Source organism: Actinomadura sp. 6N118 (genome assembly GCF_044326415.1).
GTDB lineage: Bacteria > Actinomycetota > Actinomycetes > Streptosporangiales > Streptosporangiaceae > Spirillospora.
This window is the reverse complement of record NZ_JBIRAZ010000002.1, coordinates 180,056-196,102: the sequence shown is the minus strand read 5'-3', so window position 1 is coordinate 196,102 and position 16,047 is coordinate 180,056. Positions and strand designations below refer to the sequence as shown.

The 16,047-nt window shown below is 69.0% G+C and carries 16 protein-coding genes; 7 read left to right on the top strand and 9 right to left on the bottom strand.

Annotation, left to right across the window (positions count from 1 at the left end; genetic code table 11):
- Nucleotides 1-5: 5 nt before the first annotated feature.
- The gene (locus ACH34W_RS04805; protein WP_395959463.1) at nucleotides 6-581 is read right to left on the bottom strand and encodes a TerD family protein; all 576 of its coding nucleotides are present in this window, start codon (nucleotides 579-581) and stop codon (nucleotides 6-8) included.
- Between the two features lie 277 nt (nucleotides 582-858).
- Between ACH34W_RS04805 and ACH34W_RS04800 the strand changes: the two genes are divergently transcribed.
- A complete protein-coding gene (locus ACH34W_RS04800) occupies nucleotides 859-2,118 on the top strand; it encodes a molecular chaperone DnaJ (RefSeq protein WP_395959462.1) in 1,260 nt (419 codons plus the stop codon).
- A gap of 114 nt (nucleotides 2,119-2,232) precedes the next feature.
- Here the strand turns inward: ACH34W_RS04800 and ACH34W_RS04795 are convergent, their stop codons facing one another.
- The 7 genes from ACH34W_RS04795 to ACH34W_RS04765 all read right to left on the bottom strand — a co-directional run bounded on the left by ACH34W_RS04795 (nucleotide 2,233) and on the right by ACH34W_RS04765 (nucleotide 10,464).
- A complete protein-coding gene (locus ACH34W_RS04795; protein WP_395959461.1) occupies nucleotides 2,233-2,688 on the bottom strand; it encodes a YbjQ family protein in 456 nt (151 codons plus the stop codon).
- Between the two features lie 37 nt (nucleotides 2,689-2,725).
- The gene (locus tag ACH34W_RS04790) at nucleotides 2,726-3,115 is read right to left on the bottom strand and encodes a hypothetical protein (RefSeq protein WP_395959460.1); all 390 of its coding nucleotides are present in this window, start codon (nucleotides 3,113-3,115) and stop codon (nucleotides 2,726-2,728) included.
- A 134-nt stretch (nucleotides 3,116-3,249) separates the two neighbouring features.
- Nucleotides 3,250-4,395, bottom strand: coding sequence for an RNA polymerase sigma factor RpoD (gene rpoD, locus ACH34W_RS04785; protein ID WP_395960046.1), 1,146 nt, complete (start codon nucleotides 4,393-4,395; stop codon nucleotides 3,250-3,252).
- Between the two features lie 71 nt (nucleotides 4,396-4,466).
- Nucleotides 4,467-6,350: a DNA primase gene (dnaG, locus tag ACH34W_RS04780; RefSeq protein ID WP_395959459.1), complete on the bottom strand. Its 1,884-nt coding sequence runs from the start codon at nucleotides 6,348-6,350 to the stop codon at nucleotides 4,467-4,469.
- A 177-nt stretch (nucleotides 6,351-6,527) separates the two neighbouring features.
- A complete protein-coding gene (locus tag ACH34W_RS04775) occupies nucleotides 6,528-8,063 on the bottom strand; it encodes a M20/M25/M40 family metallo-hydrolase (protein ID WP_395959458.1) in 1,536 nt (511 codons plus the stop codon).
- A gap of 29 nt (nucleotides 8,064-8,092) precedes the next feature.
- Nucleotides 8,093-8,740 carry a Rid family hydrolase gene (locus ACH34W_RS04770; protein ID WP_395959457.1) on the bottom strand — a complete coding sequence of 216 codons (648 nt, stop codon included), beginning with the start codon at nucleotides 8,738-8,740 and terminating at the stop codon, nucleotides 8,093-8,095.
- A 116-nt stretch (nucleotides 8,741-8,856) separates the two neighbouring features.
- Nucleotides 8,857-10,464 (bottom strand): flavin monoamine oxidase family protein, encoded by a 1,608-nt coding sequence (locus ACH34W_RS04765; protein ID WP_395959456.1) that lies wholly within the window; start codon nucleotides 10,462-10,464, stop codon nucleotides 8,857-8,859.
- Between the two features lie 210 nt (nucleotides 10,465-10,674).
- Here ACH34W_RS04765 and ACH34W_RS04760 point away from each other — a divergent pair, with 210 nt between their 5' ends.
- The 6 genes from ACH34W_RS04760 to ACH34W_RS04735 are packed head-to-tail and all read left to right on the top strand — an operon-like array spanning nucleotide 10,675 to nucleotide 15,278.
- Complete coding sequence (locus tag ACH34W_RS04760; RefSeq protein ID WP_395959455.1) at nucleotides 10,675-10,977, top strand: urease subunit gamma; 303 nt, start codon at nucleotides 10,675-10,677, stop codon at nucleotides 10,975-10,977.
- 35 nt (nucleotides 10,978-11,012) lie between these two features.
- Complete coding sequence (locus tag ACH34W_RS04755; RefSeq protein ID WP_395960045.1) at nucleotides 11,013-11,324, top strand: urease subunit beta; 312 nt, start codon at nucleotides 11,013-11,015, stop codon at nucleotides 11,322-11,324.
- Nucleotides 11,317-13,086, top strand: a complete 1,770-nt coding sequence (locus tag ACH34W_RS04750) for an urease subunit alpha (RefSeq protein ID WP_395959454.1) — start codon at nucleotides 11,317-11,319, stop codon at nucleotides 13,084-13,086. Before ACH34W_RS04755 ends, ACH34W_RS04750 begins: the two co-directional genes overlap by 8 nt.
- The gene (locus ACH34W_RS04745; RefSeq protein ID WP_395959453.1) at nucleotides 13,086-13,772 is read left to right on the top strand and encodes an urease accessory protein UreF; all 687 of its coding nucleotides are present in this window, start codon (nucleotides 13,086-13,088) and stop codon (nucleotides 13,770-13,772) included. Before ACH34W_RS04750 ends, ACH34W_RS04745 begins: the two co-directional genes overlap by 1 nt.
- 43 nt (nucleotides 13,773-13,815) lie before the next feature.
- Nucleotides 13,816-14,514: an urease accessory protein UreG gene (gene ureG, locus ACH34W_RS04740; protein WP_395959452.1), complete on the top strand. Its 699-nt coding sequence runs from the start codon at nucleotides 13,816-13,818 to the stop codon at nucleotides 14,512-14,514.
- Complete coding sequence (locus tag ACH34W_RS04735) at nucleotides 14,511-15,278, top strand: urease accessory protein UreD (RefSeq protein ID WP_395959451.1); 768 nt, start codon at nucleotides 14,511-14,513, stop codon at nucleotides 15,276-15,278. Before ureG ends, ACH34W_RS04735 begins: the two co-directional genes overlap by 4 nt.
- Here ACH34W_RS04735 and ACH34W_RS04730 read toward each other — a convergent pair.
- Nucleotides 15,203-15,916 (bottom strand): class I SAM-dependent methyltransferase, encoded by a 714-nt coding sequence (locus ACH34W_RS04730; RefSeq protein ID WP_395959450.1) that lies wholly within the window; start codon nucleotides 15,914-15,916, stop codon nucleotides 15,203-15,205. The genes ACH34W_RS04735 and ACH34W_RS04730 overlap by 76 nt on opposite strands.
- Between the last annotated feature and the right edge of the window lie 131 nt (nucleotides 15,917-16,047).

Sequence of the window (16,047 nt, the reverse complement as noted above, 5' to 3'; positions counted from 1 at the left end):
GGCGCTCAGAGGTTGACGCCGAAGTCCGTCGCGATACCGGCCAGACCCGAGGCGTACCCCTGTCCGACGGCTCGGAACTTCCACTCGGCACCGTTGCGGTAGAGCTCGCCGAAGACCATCGCCGTCTCGGTGGAGGCGTCCTCGGTGAGGTCGTACCGGGCGAGCTCGGCGTTGTCGGCCTGGTTGACCACGCGGATGAACGCGTTGCGGACCTGGCCGAAGTTCTGGCTCCGGGTGTCGGCGTCATAGATGGACACGGCGAACGCGACGCGTTCGGCCTGCGGCGGCATGACGCCGAAGTTGACCTTGATCTGCTCGTCGTCGCCCTCACCCGCGCCGGTGGTGTTGTCACCGGTGTGCTCGACGCCGCCGTCCGGCGTGCGGAGGTTGTTGAAGAACACGAAGTGCTGGTCCGAGACGATCTTGCCGCTGTTGTCCAGGACCATCGCGGACGCGTCGAGGTCGAAGTCGGTGCCGGTCGTGGTGCGCAGGTCCCAGCCGAGACCCACGGTCACCGCGGTCAGCCCCGGGGCTTGCTTGGTGAGGGAGACGTTGCCGCCCTTGCTGAGACTGACACCCACAGTGCCTCCAAGATCGCTCGCTGCATGACGGCGCCTCGCGACGCCTCGCAATAAAGACGCTGGAAGTGATGCTATCCGTTCCCTATGGACCGATCTGCTCTACACAGACCGATCTCACCTGTCTGCTATCACCTGCACTGACCTGATCCCACCTGCACCGAACGACCCGACCCTCGGAGAAAGGGTGATGCGATACACATTGCCCGGCCTGTAGTGGTGAACTCAGCGGTCGGCCTGAGCGAGACTAGAGCGAGCAAGGCGTGAAAGGGAGGCAGCGTTGCGGGGACCGGGCGATCAGCGCCGTCGTGGCCGGGGGTCCGGACGCGAGGCGGAGACGCGCGCCGCGGCCGTCGAGGCCAAGCAGGACGCGGCCACGGCCTTCTATGACATGGACCAGGCGCAGAAGTACATCGACGGCCGGGTCACGGTGCTGACCGATCTCGATCAGGTCGCCGGCGCCGCCGCCCGCAGGGACTTCGACCGGCTGAACAACACCGCCGACGCCGCGTCCATCGGCTACATCGACATCGTGGACGCCCATGACCTGGACTCCCCCGACCGTTCGGTGGCCGAGTACGACGCCGCCCGCCGCGCCTTCCTGGCCGTCGGCGACCGGCTTCGCAAGATCACGGACGATCTCAACCGCTTCGCCGAGCGGCTGGTGCCCCAGATGGCGCGGCTGGAGACGGCACTCGACCAGCTGCCGCCCCGGCTGGCCGCCGCTCGCGACGCTGTCGCCGCCGCCGAAGCCGCCATCGCGACAGCCCAGAAGGCGGGCATGGACGCGTCGGATCCGGAGGCGGAGCTCGCCAAGGCCAAGGAGGGGCTGGCGTTGCTCGGCTCTCAGGGGCTCGGCGGGCTCGGGCTGTCCGGCGCGATGGACAAGGCCGACGAGGTGGCCCGGATCGCCGCGCGCGCCCAGGAGGCGGCCGAAGAGCTGCCGCGCCTGGGCGAGAAGGTGCGCAACTCGGTGGCCTCGGTCCGCACGCGCGTGGACGTGGTGGCGAGGCGCGTCGAGTCCGTACGGCAGGCGATGAAAAAGCTGCTCGTCGGCTATTCGCAGGCGTGCTGGCAGGACCTCAAGGGCGCGCCGGAGGCCATCGAGGACGGTGTGACGCGTGCCCGTGAGCGGCTGAACGAGGCGTCCGCGCTGCTGTCCCAGAACGAGTGGAAGAGGGCGCAGCAGGCCCTGACCGCAGCCCGCACCGAGCTGAACGCGGCAGACCGCCGGGCCGGCCAGGTCACCGGGCGGGTGACGCAGCTGGACGCCGCCCGCACCGACCCGACGGCGCCCGCCGAGGCGGCCCGGTTCGTCGTCCGTGACGCGCAGAAGCTTGCGATCGCCCAGCCTGGCGGGCCCGCGCCGCAGCACGCGCGGGTGCTGGACGGCCTCGTCGAACGGCTCGAAGCGGCCCCCAAACGGCTGACGGGCTCGCACCCCGACTACTGGTCGTACCTCCAGGAGCTGGAGGCCATCAAGACCGCCGCGGGCGACGTCGTGGCCCGCATCCGCGCCGAACGCGCCGCGGGCCCCTGAACCTGCTCCTGGGATGGGACCTGCTCTTGGGGTTGGATCCTGCTCCTGGGGTTGGATCCGGCTTCCAGCTTCTTAGACCTTGGTCGCTCCGCCCTGGGCAGACCGGCGGACCGCTCAGCGGGGGCGGTCGTGGAGCCCGATCGTCAGGTTGCGCGCTGCCATCGGCGGGCCGCCCGGCTGCGGGGCACCTTGGCCGCTCTGGCCGCTGTGCTGCGGCATGGTGCCGGACTGCGGCTGGGCGGCGACGGACTTCACCGCTTCTGCCCACACGGCGGTGCCGTACGCACAGACCTCGTGCCCTCCCCCGGACAGCTGCGCGGTGTCGAAACACATGGCCACGACGGCGTTGGCGCCCTTGCGATGGGCCTCCTGGGCGAGCCGGTCCACGGCCTCCCGCCGGGTCGCCGCCAGGCCCACGGCCGGCTGCTCGCCCGTCACACGGAACGTCGCACTACTCGAGGACTGCCCTGACGGGAGTCCCTGATCGGTCTGGACGGCCACCCCGAGGACCTCGCCGAGAACGGAACGAATCTCGTACCCGGCCAGTCCGTCAGTCGTCACGATCAGCATGCTCCCAAGGTAATGGAACGACGCCGGAAATGTGCCGTCAGAACCCTTCTGGCACTTCTTCCACCGCGCTGACCCCGGAACCGGGCTTCGACTCCCACTCCCACGTCTCGTCCAGCCGCAGCCGTCCGTCGGGCAGGGTCGAGATGGCGGACACGCAGTGCCCGTTGTTGGTCTCGCCGTCGACGTTGAGCTGGCTGTAGCGGAAGTCGAGCATGTCGCCCGTACGGGTGCCGACGAGATGACCTCGCCGGATCGCGCCGCCCGCGTACTCGGCCCAGATCTCGCCGTCGCTCTCGTGGTACGTGAAGAGCGTCTCGGGCACGATCTCGCCCCCGACCACGTCAGCGACGGCACGGAACCGCCGTCCGTCGATCGACGGTGTCCGCTGTGGCACCCGTCCTGCCGCCTGAGGTGAGTCTGAGGTCATAGGCGGCAGCCTATGCACATGACGACGGAGCCCGATCATGGCCGCCTGCCGGAAACGGCTCTCCGCCGTGATCACACGACCGGGGGTGGCGATCGGGCGATCACGGCGGAGAGCCGCTGTGCTGATCCGTGCTGTCAGTCCAGATACTCCCTGAGCATCTGGGCGCGGGATGGGTGACGCAGTTTGGCCAGGGTCTTGGATTCGATCTGGCGGATGCGTTCGCGTGTCACGCCGAACTCGCGGCCGACTTCTTCGAGAGTCCGCGGATGCCCGTCGGTCAGGCCGAAGCGCAGCTGGATGATGCGCTGCTCCCGATCGGACAACGTTCCCAGGATGTCCTCGAGCTGGTCCTGAAGCAGGATGAACGCCGCGGCCTCGATCGGCACGACGGCGTCCGCGTCCTCGATGAAGTCACCCAGGTCGGAGTCTTCCTCTCCGATGGGCGACTGCAAGGACACCGGCTCTTGGGCTATCCGCTGGATCTCCACGACCCGGACGGGCGAGAGCCCCATCTCCAGGCCGATCTCTTCGGGTATCGGTTCCCGGCCGAGGTCCTGGTGGAGCTGGCGCTGCACCCGGACCAGCTTGTTGATGGTCTCCACCATGTGCACCGGAATGCGGATCGTCCGGGCCTGGTCGGCGATCGCTCTCGTGATCGCCTGGCGGATCCACCAGGTGGCGTACGTCGAGAACTTGAATCCCTTGGTGTAGTCGAATTTCTCGACTGCGCGGATGAGTCCGAGATTCCCCTCCTGGATGAGATCGAGGAAGAGCATTCCTCGCCCCACGTACCGTTTGGCGATCGACACCACCAGGCGCAGGTTGGCCTCGATCAGGCGTTGCTTCGCCCGCACTCCATCGCGGGCGAGCAGTTCGAGGTCGAGTTGTTCCATCCGGGAGAGGATGGCGGTGTGCGCCAGCTTCTCCTCGGCGAACAATCCCGCCTCAATCGATTTCGCTAGTTCGACTTCATCTTCTGCCGTGAGAAGCGGTACGCGACCGATTTCTCTCAGATAGATCCTGACCAGGTCGCTCGTCGGCGCCCGCTTGCCGAGGTCTCCCTCGTCCGCTCGCGTGACGTCCTCGGTCTCCTGTTGAGACTCGAGGACCTCTACCCCCTGCTCTGCGAGCATCCGGACGACACGTTCCAAGGAATCGTCCGGCAAGTCGGAGCGATCGAGTGCAGCAGCGACATCATCGACGGTCACACCGCCGCGTTCTCTGCCACGTGCGACTAGGTCTGCCACCTGATCAACCGATGGCGCCTCGCTAGGCAGCACCGAAGGGCCCACGGGGACAGTCTGCGTCAATCAGGCCCTAGATCACAGGACCCATTTTGCGGTCTCTTGACTTACTGGGACCCAAGCCCGCGCTCGCGCAACTCCCGTCTCTGCTGCTCAAGCGCAACAAGATCGCCGAAGAGCTTGTTGTACTCCTCGGCCTGCTCGACCGGATTCAGCCGTCCGAGTTTAGATTTCACGTCGGCGATCATGCGTGTGAGCTGGCGTTCCTGAATTCGGGCGAGCAACTCAATCGCATAACGGTCATCCGATTCCTGTGCGGACCGTGTCGGTTCCACCGCAAGTTGGGTGATAAGCCCTTTGACCTGGTCATTTGGCGCGTGCTCATGGAGGAGCGCGACCCATTCGGCCGCCCCTGCCACCACAACGACCCCACCAGCCGCAGCGATGACCTCCCGGACGGCGGCATGCGGCGGCGCGATGAACGCGTCCGCAGGCACCCCGTCGAAGACCGGCCCGAGCAGCGACGGGCGCTGCACCGCGATCTTCAGAAGCTCCCGCTCACGCTGCACGTCGGGGTCGTTCGGGTCATAGGCGGGTCGCTCGGCCGCCGCGCTGTTGCCCCCGGCCTCCCCGCCGGGCCGCCCGTTGCGCTTCCCGTGCTCCCGTGCCGCCAGCTCGCGCACCCGCCGCATCACGAACTGCTCGTCCATGATGCCGAGCCACCGGTCGAGGCTGACCGCGTACATCTGCCGCAGCGCCCGGTCCTTGATCTTCGCGACGACCGGCGCCGCCGCGTCCAGCGCGGCCAGGCGCCCTTCGGCGGTGTCGAGGTTGTGCTGGGAGATGGCGCTGCGCACGGCGAACTCGAACAGCGGCTGCCGCGAGGCCACCAGATCTCTGACGGCCGCATCCCCATGGCGGATCCGCAGGTCACAGGGGTCAAGCCCGTCCGCCTGCACGGCCACGAACGTCTGCGTCACGAACTTCTGCTCGTCCGCGAACGCCCGCAGCGCCGCCTTCTGCCCGGCCGAGTCCCCGTCGAACGTGAAGATCACTTCACCCCGGAACTCGTCCTGATCCATCAGCAGCCGCCGGAGGATCTTGATGTGGTCGTCCCCGAAGGACGTCCCGCAGGTGGCGATGGCGGTCGGGATCCCGCTCAGATGGCAGGCCATCACATCCGTGTAGCCCTCGACGACCACGGCCTGCCGCCGCCGCGCGATCTCCTTCTTGGCCAGATCCGCCCCGTACAGCACCGAGCTCTTGTGGAAGATCGGCGACTCGGGCGTGTTGAGGTATTTCGGCCCGTCGTCATCCTCGTAGAGCTTCCGCGCGCCGAATCCGATCACGTCCCCGCTCAGATCCCGGATCGGCCACATCAGCCGCCCGCGGAAGCGGTCCATCGGCCCCCGCCGGCCCTCCTTGGCCAGGCCGCCCGCGATCAGCTCCTTGTCGGCGAAGCCGCGCCCGCGCAGATGCCGGACCAGCCCCTCCCACTCCCGGGGGGCGAACCCCACCCCGAAGTGAGCCGCGTCCGACGCCTCGAATCCCCGCTCCGACAGGAACTTCCGGCCGATGATCGCCTCTGCCCCGTTGAGCTGCTCGGCGTAGAACTCCGCCGCCGCCTTGTGCGCCTCGACCAGCCGGGCCCGCTGCCCGCCGTCCTGCCGGGGCGTGAACCCGCCCTCCTCGTACCGCAGCTGGATCCCGGCCTTGGCCGCGAGCCGTTCCACCGCCTCCGAGAACGGCAGATGATCGATCTCCTGGATGAACTTGATGACATCGCCGCCGACGCCGCACCCGAAGCAGAAGTAGAGATTCCGCGCGGGAGTCACGTTGAACGACGGCGACTTCTCATCATGGAACGGGCACAGCCCCTTGAGGTTGCCCCCGCCCGCACTCCGAAGCTGGAGGTACTCGCCGATGACCTCGGCGATGGGTGATCGCTCCCGTACGAGCGCGATGTCCTCATTACGAATGCGGCCTGCCACGGCGGCGAGTCTAATGTCGCCCCACGACATCCGGCGCATCACACCAGAACACGTATCCCCCGCTCACTGCCCGTGGTCGGGGGTCGGCCCCTGCGTGTCGGCCCCTGCGTGAGGGGCGCTGGCCCCTCACACAGGGGCCAGCGCCCCTCACACAGGGCCCCCTCATACTGCGCCTCATCAAACCCTGAAGCGTTCGAAGAGGCGGTACATGAAGTCGGTGCCCTGGCTGAGGGCCGCCACGGAGATCCGTTCGTCGTTGCCGTGCATGCCGATGAGCTGGTCGTTGTCCAGGACGTACGGGTAGACGCCGTAGCCGGGGACGCCGCGGGACGTCCACGGCGACAGGCTCGTCCCTGCTTCGAACAGGGCCGGGGCGAAGGTGGCCTGCGGGTAGGTCGCGCCCGCCGCGTCCTTGATCGCGGTGAAGAGCGGGCTGTCGATGGATGAGGGCGGCTTGGCGAACGTCTCGTCCAGGCGTTTGAGGGCGGCCTCCTCGGTCTCGCCGGCCGCGCCGATCAGCTTGACCTGGACGTCGCGGTCGGCGAGGAGGCGGCGGACCTGGGCCAGGAAGTCGCGCGGACGCTGGCCGCCGGGGACACCCCGGCAGTTGATGCGGACGGTCGCCGAGGACGGGATGACGTTCTCCTTGTAGCCCGCGTCCTCGATCACGAACGCGTGGGTCGTACGGAGGAGGGCGCGGTGCAGCCAGGGGTAGGAGCTGCGCTTGACGACGAGGGCGGCGGCCCGTTCGCGGGAGGGGCCGGACTTGGCGTTGAGGAGCAGTTCGATGGCGCGCTTGAACGGGCGGTCATCGGTGGCGCGGGCAAGGGCCGCGAAGTATTCGCGGGTCACCGGGGTGAGCGTGACGGGGGCCAGCCAGCTGTCGAGTTCGGCGATCGCGCGGGAGAGCTTGGCGATGGCCGAGTCGGGGTTGGGTTTGGAGCTGTGGGTCGCGGTGCCGTCGGCCACCAGGTCGAGGTTGAAGTAGACCTTGTCCTGGCGGGTGACGGTGATGAGCATCGGGCTCTTCTGGTCCTTCTGGGCGAGGAACCAGCCGCCCTCGGTGAGCACCATGCCCGCGTCGATCTTGTTCCAGTGGTTCTCGGCGAGCCAGCGGGAGCCGTACGGGCCCGCTTCCTCGTCGGTGTCGGTGAGGACGATGATGTCGCGGTCGAAGCGGCCCTTCTCGTTGAGATGGCGGAGCAGGGCGGCGATGAACGCGGCGTTGGCGCCCTTCATGTCCAGCGCGCCGCGGCCGTAGATCTCGCCGTCCTTGACCACGCCCGCGAACGGGTCGACGGTCCATTTCGAACGTTCCACCGGGACGACGTCGGAGTGACCGAGCAGCAGCAGCGGCGGGGCGCTCGTCGTGCCGCGGATGCGCGCGATCAGGTGGACGTTGTCCTTCTTCGGAGTCGGGATGATCTCGGCGGCGACGTCGGCGGACTCCCACATGGCCTTGAGCATCTCGGCGTGCGGGCGGGTGACGCCGCCCTCGCCGAAGTTCTGGGTGTCGAACGCGAGCATCTTCTTCAGGAGGGCTAGGGGGTCGAGGTCGGCGGGAGCGATGGCGGGTGCGGTGCGGGCGATGGCGGAGCCGCCGCCGATGGCGAGGCCACCCGCGATGAGGGCGGCCCCGGCACCGGTGCGCCCGAGGAACGCGCGGCGGCTGAGTGCGGCGAGGTTGGGAGAGGACGGGGGGAGCTCGGACATGGATCTCCTTGTCTCCAGGGCGGGCGCGATCACCGGTGCCGGAAGGCGGCGACCACCTCCACTTCGACGAGCCAGCCGGGCACGGGAAGGTTCTCGATCTCGATGGTCACGCGGGACGGCCGGGCCGGGTTGACGAGCATCGGCGGTGCCGGGGCGGCGCTGCCGAGGGGAACGTCGATCGTCTTGCCGGTCGCCAGGTCGGTGTTGGCGAAGAACTGGCGGTACGCGCGGTTCCACCCGGCGAAGTCGGCGGCTGCCGCGCCGGGCGGGTTCGACAGGTACGCCCGCATCGAGATCACGTCCTTCGGGGTGAGGCCCTGCACCTTCAGGTTGTCGGTGATCTGCTTCAAGACATTGATCGCTTGCGCCTCGGTTGTCGAGACCCCGGGTGGCAGTGTGCCTCCTGGGAAGTCGATGTACCGCTCGGGAGTGCCGGCGGGCGCGGCCGGATTGGCGTCCTTGGGGCCGAGACCGCTGGAGGTGTACGTGGCGACCAGGGCGCCGACGGCGACGCCGTTGGCGATGGAGGGGTTGGTCTGGCCGGGCGGCAACGCCGGGCGGACCTCGGTGAGCCTGGGCGGCCGGACGGGCTTGTCGGGTGCGGCCGAGGCGGCTCCCCCTGCGGCGAGGAGGGCGGCGCAGGCGACGCCGCCGACGAGAGTCCTTCGCGCGGTCATCAGCATCATCGTTCGGTGGACCCTTCGTTGCGTGCTTCGGTCATCCCTGCGTGCTTCGGCCATGCGTGCTTGCTTCGGTCATCCGTGCTTGCTTCGGTCATGCGTGCGTGCTTCGGTCATCCCTTGAGCACGCGTTGGTGGAGGTCCGTGACCACCTTGCGGGCCGACTCGAACGAGCCGTGCTGCCAGGCGATCTCGTAGCTGAGCCAGTCGCCGGCGTAGTAGACGTTGCCCTGCGGCGCGCAGAGGAGCTTGTACTCGGCGCCGCGGCTGGGCCAGGAGATCCAGCCGCCTTCGATGTGCGGCTGGCGGATCCACGCGATGGAGGCCGAGGCCGAGATCGCCTGGCGGTACTTGTCGCCATGGATCTTGGCACCCATGTCGAGGGCGCGGCTGAGCCGTCCGGCGTGGTCGAGCTTGGCGTAGGTGTCGGCGTTGGCGCCGAAGTTGTAGTACCCGACGAGCAGGCCACGCCGCCCGTGGTAGCCCGCCGACGGGTACCAGATCGTGGAGATGTCGAGGTCGGTGTTGGTGATGCCGCCGTAGATGTTGTCGTCGCGTTCCCACCAGCGGCTGCGGTACTCCAGCCCGATCTTCCCGGTGGACACCGCGATCGGGGTCTTCAGCGCCGCCTGGACCGGCGCGCCCAGGTTGTGCGGGATCTTCGCCAGGATCTGCGGCGGCAGCGTGGCGACGCAGAAATCGGCTTCGATCTTCCTGGTGCGGCCGTCCCGCTCGTACTCCACCGCCACGCCGGACGCCAGGTTGGTGATCTTGCTGACCTTGGCGCCGGTGCGGATCCGCCCGTGCCCGACGGCCTTGGCCAGCGCCCGCGGAATGGCGTCCATGCCGCCGACCGGCTGGAACATCAACATCGCCTGGCTGTAACCGAATTCGAACGAGAAATACCGCCCCACCCCGCTGGTGAACACGTCGCTCAGCGAGGGCGGCGGCCCGAGGAGCGTGCCCGCCGTCTCCGCTGCGCCCGGATCGATCGAGTACCCGCGCCGGTCGCCACCTGTGTAGGCGAAGCCATTGGCCTTGCTGCCAATGGCCCCGAACCCCGACAGGAATGACAGCAACCGCTCCTTGTCGGTGGAGGTGAGCCGCTGGTCGAGCGCCCCCTGGTCGGTCGCCTTAGCCAGCAGCTCGGAGATGTAACCGAATACATCGGCCTTGGCGGTACGCCACTTGACCGGGGCCTTCATCCCGGACGACTCGTTGTAGAGGTAGGCCTCCGCGTTGGAGTTGGTGAAGACCTCCAGCGGGACACCGAGCTCGCGGCAGTAGTCCATGGTGGTCATCCATTGCGCGATGCGTGCGGGACCCGCGTTCATGTAGGTGTCGCCGTTGAAACCGATGCGCTGAGTGGCGCCGCCGATCTCCGTGAGCCGGTCACCGCCGCGCAGCGTGCGATTGCGGCCGCCCACCCGGTCCTGGGCTTCCAGGACCGTTACCTGGTAGCCCGCCTTGCCCAGCTCGTACGCGGCGGCAAGCCCGGCGACCCCGGCACCGAGCACCACGACCTTCGCGGCGGCGCGTCCGCGCAGCCGGAAGTCGGAGGCCTGCGGAGGCTGGAAGGGGACCTTCGTCGTGGCTTCGGCGCTCGGGGCCAGGCCCAGCGCGCCCATGGTGGCGAACATCGCGCCCGCCCCGCCCGTTGCCCCGACCCTCGTGAGGAAGCCGCGTCTGCTGACGTCCTCGAATTCTGCCGATATCGGCACGGAACACCTCCAAGATCTCTCAGAGGGAGTCTTGGATCGTTCCGTTTCGGCGAATGCTCCGGTTTGTAATAGCGAGGTTTCCGGATGCCATTGCCGGGGTGTGAGCCGGATATGACGGGCGTGTTTCGGACGACACAGACTTGTGAATTGGCTGTTAAAGCACAGGCGGAGCCGTTCCGCCGCCGCTCGTGCCACGGTTAGCGTGCACGTGTGCTGATCACCCCACACGAGCAGGAACGCCTGCTGATCCACGTGGCCGCGCAGGTCGCTCGGGACCGGCAGGCACGCGGACTGCGGCTCAACCATCCCGAGGCGACCGCCATCATCGCGGTGCACATCCTGGAGGGCGCCCGCGACGGACGCACCGTGGCCGAGCTCATGGAATCGGGCCGCACCGTGCTCACCCGTGACGACGTCATGGAGGGCATCCCCGAGATGCTCGACTCCGTCCAGATCGAGGCGACCTTCCCTGACGGCACCAAGCTCGTCACTGTGCACAGGCCGATCCCATGAGCGGGGAGAACGGGGGGTCGTCCCCCCAGGAAGGCATCGTTCCCGGTGAGATCATTCCGGGGCCTGAGCCTGTCGAGCTCAACCCTGGCCGCCCGCGCGTCGCCGTCACCGTGGTCAACACCGGCGACCGGCCCGTGCAGGTCGGCTCGCACTACCACTTCGCCGCGGCGAACCCGGCCCTCGACTTCGACCGCGAGGCCGCCTGGGGCCGTCGTCTCGACGTGCCCGCCGGTACGGCCGTGCGGTTCGAGCCCGGCATGACCCGCGAGGTCTCCCTCGTACCCCTGGCCGGGCATCGCGTCGTCCCCGGCCTGCGCCTGGAGAAGGCAGGACCCCTCGATGGTTGATCCCACGCTGCCTGATCCCGCCCTGTCTGATCGCACGACGCTGTCTCGGGCCCGTTACGCCGAGCTGTACGGTCCGACCGCCGGTGACCGGGTGCGGCTCGCCGACACCGACCTGCTGATCGAGGTGACCGAGGACCGCAGCCGCGGTCCGGCGGGCGCGGGCGACGAGGCGGTGTTCGGCGGCGGCAAGGTGATCCGCGAGTCGATGGGCCAGGCCCGGACGACGCGTGCTGAGGGCGCGCTCGACCTCGTCATCACCGGCGCGGTCGTGCTCGATCACTGGGGCGTCATCAAGGCGGACGTCGGGATCCGCGACGGCCGCGTCGTGGCGCTCGGCAAGGCAGGCAATCCCGACACCATGGACGGTGTCCATCCCGACCTGGTCATCGGCCCGTCCACGGAGGTCCTCGCCGGGAACGGCAAGATCCTCACCGCGGGCGCCGTCGACTCCCACGTTCACCTGATCTGCCCGCAACTGATCGAGGAGGCGCTCGGCGCGGGCGTGACCACGCTCGTCGGCGGCGGCACCGGCCCGGCGGAGGGCACCAAGGCCACGACCGTGACCGGTGCCTGGTACCTGCATCGCATGCTGGAGGCGCTCGACACCTGGCCGGTGAACGTGGCGCTGCTCGGCAAGGGCAACACCGTCAGCGAGGACGCGCTCCGGGAGCAACTGCGCGCCGGGGCGTCCGGTTTCAAGCTGCATGAGGACTGGGGCACGACGCCCGCCGCCATCGACGCGTGCCTGCGCGTCTGCGAGGAGTCGGGCGTCCAGGCGGCGCTGCACTCCGACACCCTGAACGAGGCGGGGTACGTCGAGTCCACGCTGGAGGCCATTGGCGGCCGCGGCATCCACGCGTACCACACCGAGGGCGCGGGTGGCGGCCACGCACCGGACATCATCACCGTCGCAGCGCACCCGAACGTGCTGCCGTCGTCCACCAACCCGACGCGCCCGCACACGGTCAACACCCTCGACGAGCACCTCGACATGCTGATGGTGTGCCATCACCTCAACCCGTCGGTGCCGGAGGACCTGGCGTTCGCCGAGTCGCGGATCCGCCCGACGACGATGGCGGCCGAGGACATCCTGCACGACCTCGGCGCGATCTCGATCATCGGCTCGGACTCGCAGGCCATGGGCCGCATCGGCGAGACCGTCATCCGCACCTGGCAGACCGCCCACACCATGAAGAAGCGCCGTGGCGCGCTCCCCGGCGACGGCAGTCCCAGCAGCCCGGCCGACAACCTGCGCGCCCGTCGCTATGTCGCCAAGTACACGATCAACCCGGCGATCGCGCACGGTCTCGACGACCAGGTCGGCTCCGTCGAACCCGGCAAGCTGGCCGATCTCGTCTTGTGGGATCCGGCGTTCTTCGGCGTGCGCCCGCAGGTGGTGCTGAAGGGCGGCATGATCGCGTGGGCCGCGATGGGCGACGCCAACGCCTCCATCCCCACCCCGCAGCCCGTACTCCCCCGGCCGATGTTCGGCGCGGCGCCCGCCGTCGCCGCCGCGACGTCCGTTCACTTCGTGTCGCAGGCCGCCTTGGACGACGATCTGGCTTCGCGCGTCGATGTACGGCGCCGTCTCGTTCCGGTCAAGAACACGCGCCGCGTCACCAAGGCGGACATGCCGCTGAACGACGCCCTACCGCACATCGAAGTCGATCCGGATACGTTCACCGTCTCCATCGACGGCGACGAGGTGGAGCCCGCACCTGCCACGGAGCTGCCGATGGCCCAGCGCTACTTCCTGTTCTAGTGGACGCACGGCTGCTGCTGCTCGCGGACTCCCGGCTCCCCGCCGGGGGGCATGCGCATTCGGGTGGCCTGGAGGCCGCCGTCACCGCCGGCGCAGTCAAGGACGTCGCTGGGCTTGCCGACTTCCTGCGCGGCCGCCTCGCGACGTCCGGGCTGGTCAACGCCGCACTGGCGGCGGCGGCCTGCGCACACGCCCACACGCACACCCAAACCCCCGCTGACGCCCAAGCCTGGGAACGGCTCAATGCGGAGGCTGACGCCCGTACGCCGTCACTGGCTCAACGCCAAGCGTCCTGCGCCCAAGGCCGTTCCCTGTTGCGTGCCGCACGTACGACCTGGCCGCACCCTGCGCTTGAGGCGCTCGCCGCAGCAGTACGCAAGCCGCACCACCCGATCGTGCTCGGCGCCTCAGCCGCAGCAGGCAACGGTACGCCGCACCAAGCGGCCACCATCACCGCCTACGGCGCCATCACCGGCCCCGCGTCCGCCGCCGTACGACTGCTCGGCCTCGATCCCCTCGCCGTACACCGGGCCCTGGCCGAACTAGCCCCCGACGTGGACACGATCGCCACCGAAGCCGCCGCCGCGCCGGACGACTGGACGGCGCTTCCGGCCCCCTCCGCCCCCATCCTTGACCTCTATGCGGAGCTCCACATGAGCGCGGACCTGCGCCTCTTCGAATCCTGACTGCTCCGAACCCTGACTGCTCCGAACCCCCAGGAGGCGCTCAATGGGAGCGAACCATGACCACGACCCGCACACCGCCGCACCCGCGCACGGCCGTGCCCTGCGGCTGGGCATCGGCGGCCCGGTCGGCAGCGGCAAGACCGCGCTGACCGCAGCCCTGTGCCGCACACTGCGCGACGAGCTCGACCTCGCCGTCGTGACCAACGACATCTACACCACCGAGGACGCTGATTTCCTGCGGCGCAACGCGGTGTTGTCGGACGACCGGATCACGGCCGTACGCACCGGATGCTGCCCGCACACCGCCATCCGCGACGACATCTCCGCCAACCTGGACGCCGTGGAGGCGCTGGAGGAACACCACCCGGGCCTGGACCTCATCATCGTGGAGAGCGGCGGCGACAACCTGACGGCCCTCTTCAGCCAGGGACTCGCGGACCGGCAGATCTTCGTGCTGGACGTGGCGGGCGGTGACGACGTGCCGCGCAAGGGCGGCCTCGGCGTGGCGGCGGCCGATCTGCTGGTCATCAACAAGACCGACCTGGCCCCGCTGGTCGGCAGCGACCTGGACATGATGGCCCGTGACTCGTCCCGGGTCCGCGATGGCAGGCCCGTGGCGTTCACGTCCCTGCGCGAGCAACCTGGCGCCCCCGAAGTAGCGGACTGGGTGCGCTCCGTCCTGCACGAGGCCCGCCACCACAACCACGAAACCGGCCATCACAACCACGCGGCGGCCTCATGAGCCGTGGGTACGTCGCCCGCGCCGCCGCGTCCGTGGAACGGGACGTGGGCGGCCGGACGCGCCTGACCAGGCTGCGTTCCGACGGCCCGCTCGCACTACGCGAGACCGCAGAGGCGCTCTACCTGGTGGGGGCGGCCGCCGGTCCGCTAGGCGGCGACGACTTCGAACTGACGCTGGAAATCGGGCCGGATGCGCGCCTGGCGATACGTTCAGTCGCCACCACGCTCGCGTTGCCCGGCGATGGCGAATCCCGGGTGACCGTACGGGCCACGGTCGCCGCAGGTGGCCATCTCGACTTCGCCCCAGAGCCGACCGTGGCCGCCGCCGGCTGCCACCACCGCTCCATCGCCGCCATCGAACTCGCCGAGGGCGCAACGCTGCGTTGGTATGAGGAACTCATCCTGGGCCGCCATTTGGAGCTCCCCGGCAAACACACCAGCCGCTTCGACGTGACCCTCGGCGGCGCCCCACTCCTTCGCCACGAGCTACGTCTGGACGACCCAGCCGTCTTCGGCAGCCGCTCCGTAGTCGGCGGCGCCAAAGCAATCGGCAGCGTTCTGCTAGTCGCCCCCAACCTCTCCCGCGAGCCGCACACCGCCGAAGGCCTGGCCGTTCTCCCGCTCGCCAAACCTGGCGTCCTCATCACGGCCGTGGCCGACAATTCCGCCGTGCTCCGCCGCCGCCTCGCTCAGGGGGAGGAACTGGCCGGATCCGGAATGAGCCGGAACGCGATGAACGCGGGCGTCTCCTCCAGCTCGGCGTAATCGTCCGGATAACGCGTGGCCATCTCCGCGTCCGGCCGCGGCTCCAGAAGCTCGTCCACCAGAAACCCCGCAGCCCGAAACTCCGCGAACATGGCCGTCAACGGCCGCCGCCATACCCGCACCGGCCAGTCGTTCTTCGGGCTCAGCGACACCTCGACCGCGCCGACCGCGAAGTACGAGCCGCCGAACTCCTGCCAGTCCGCGATCGGGTGATGAGTCGAGAGGATGGCCGCCCCGCCCGGCCTCAGCACCCGCCGGAACTCCCTGAGCATCGCCACCCGGTCGTCCACATAGTGCAGCGCGAGCGCCAGCACCACGAGATCGACCGAGCCGTCCCCGAGCCAGTGCAGCGGCTCGGTGAGATCGTGAACGCGCAGGTCCCGGTCCGTGCCGAGCCGTTCCCGCGCGAGCTCCACCAGCGTCGGGCTCTGGTCGAACGCGATGACCCGGGCGCCGCGCCGCCGCAGTTCCGACGCGTACAACCCGGGCCCGCAAGCCGCGTCCAGCACGGTGAGCCCGCTCACGTCGCCCGCCAGTCCCAGTACCGCCGGCCGGTCGTAGAAGGCGTTGTACGGGCTGTCCACCGCGTGGTCGGCATACTCCGCGGCGAACGGTTCGTAAATGGGTCTGTCAGACACTCTCCTCACTCTGCCATGAATGATCAACATTGAAACCCCTGGCAAACATGTACAAAACGGCCCCTGGACAAACGACCACGTGCACGATGGGATCAGCAGGATGTAATCCCCGTCACAACCCAGGGGGATCC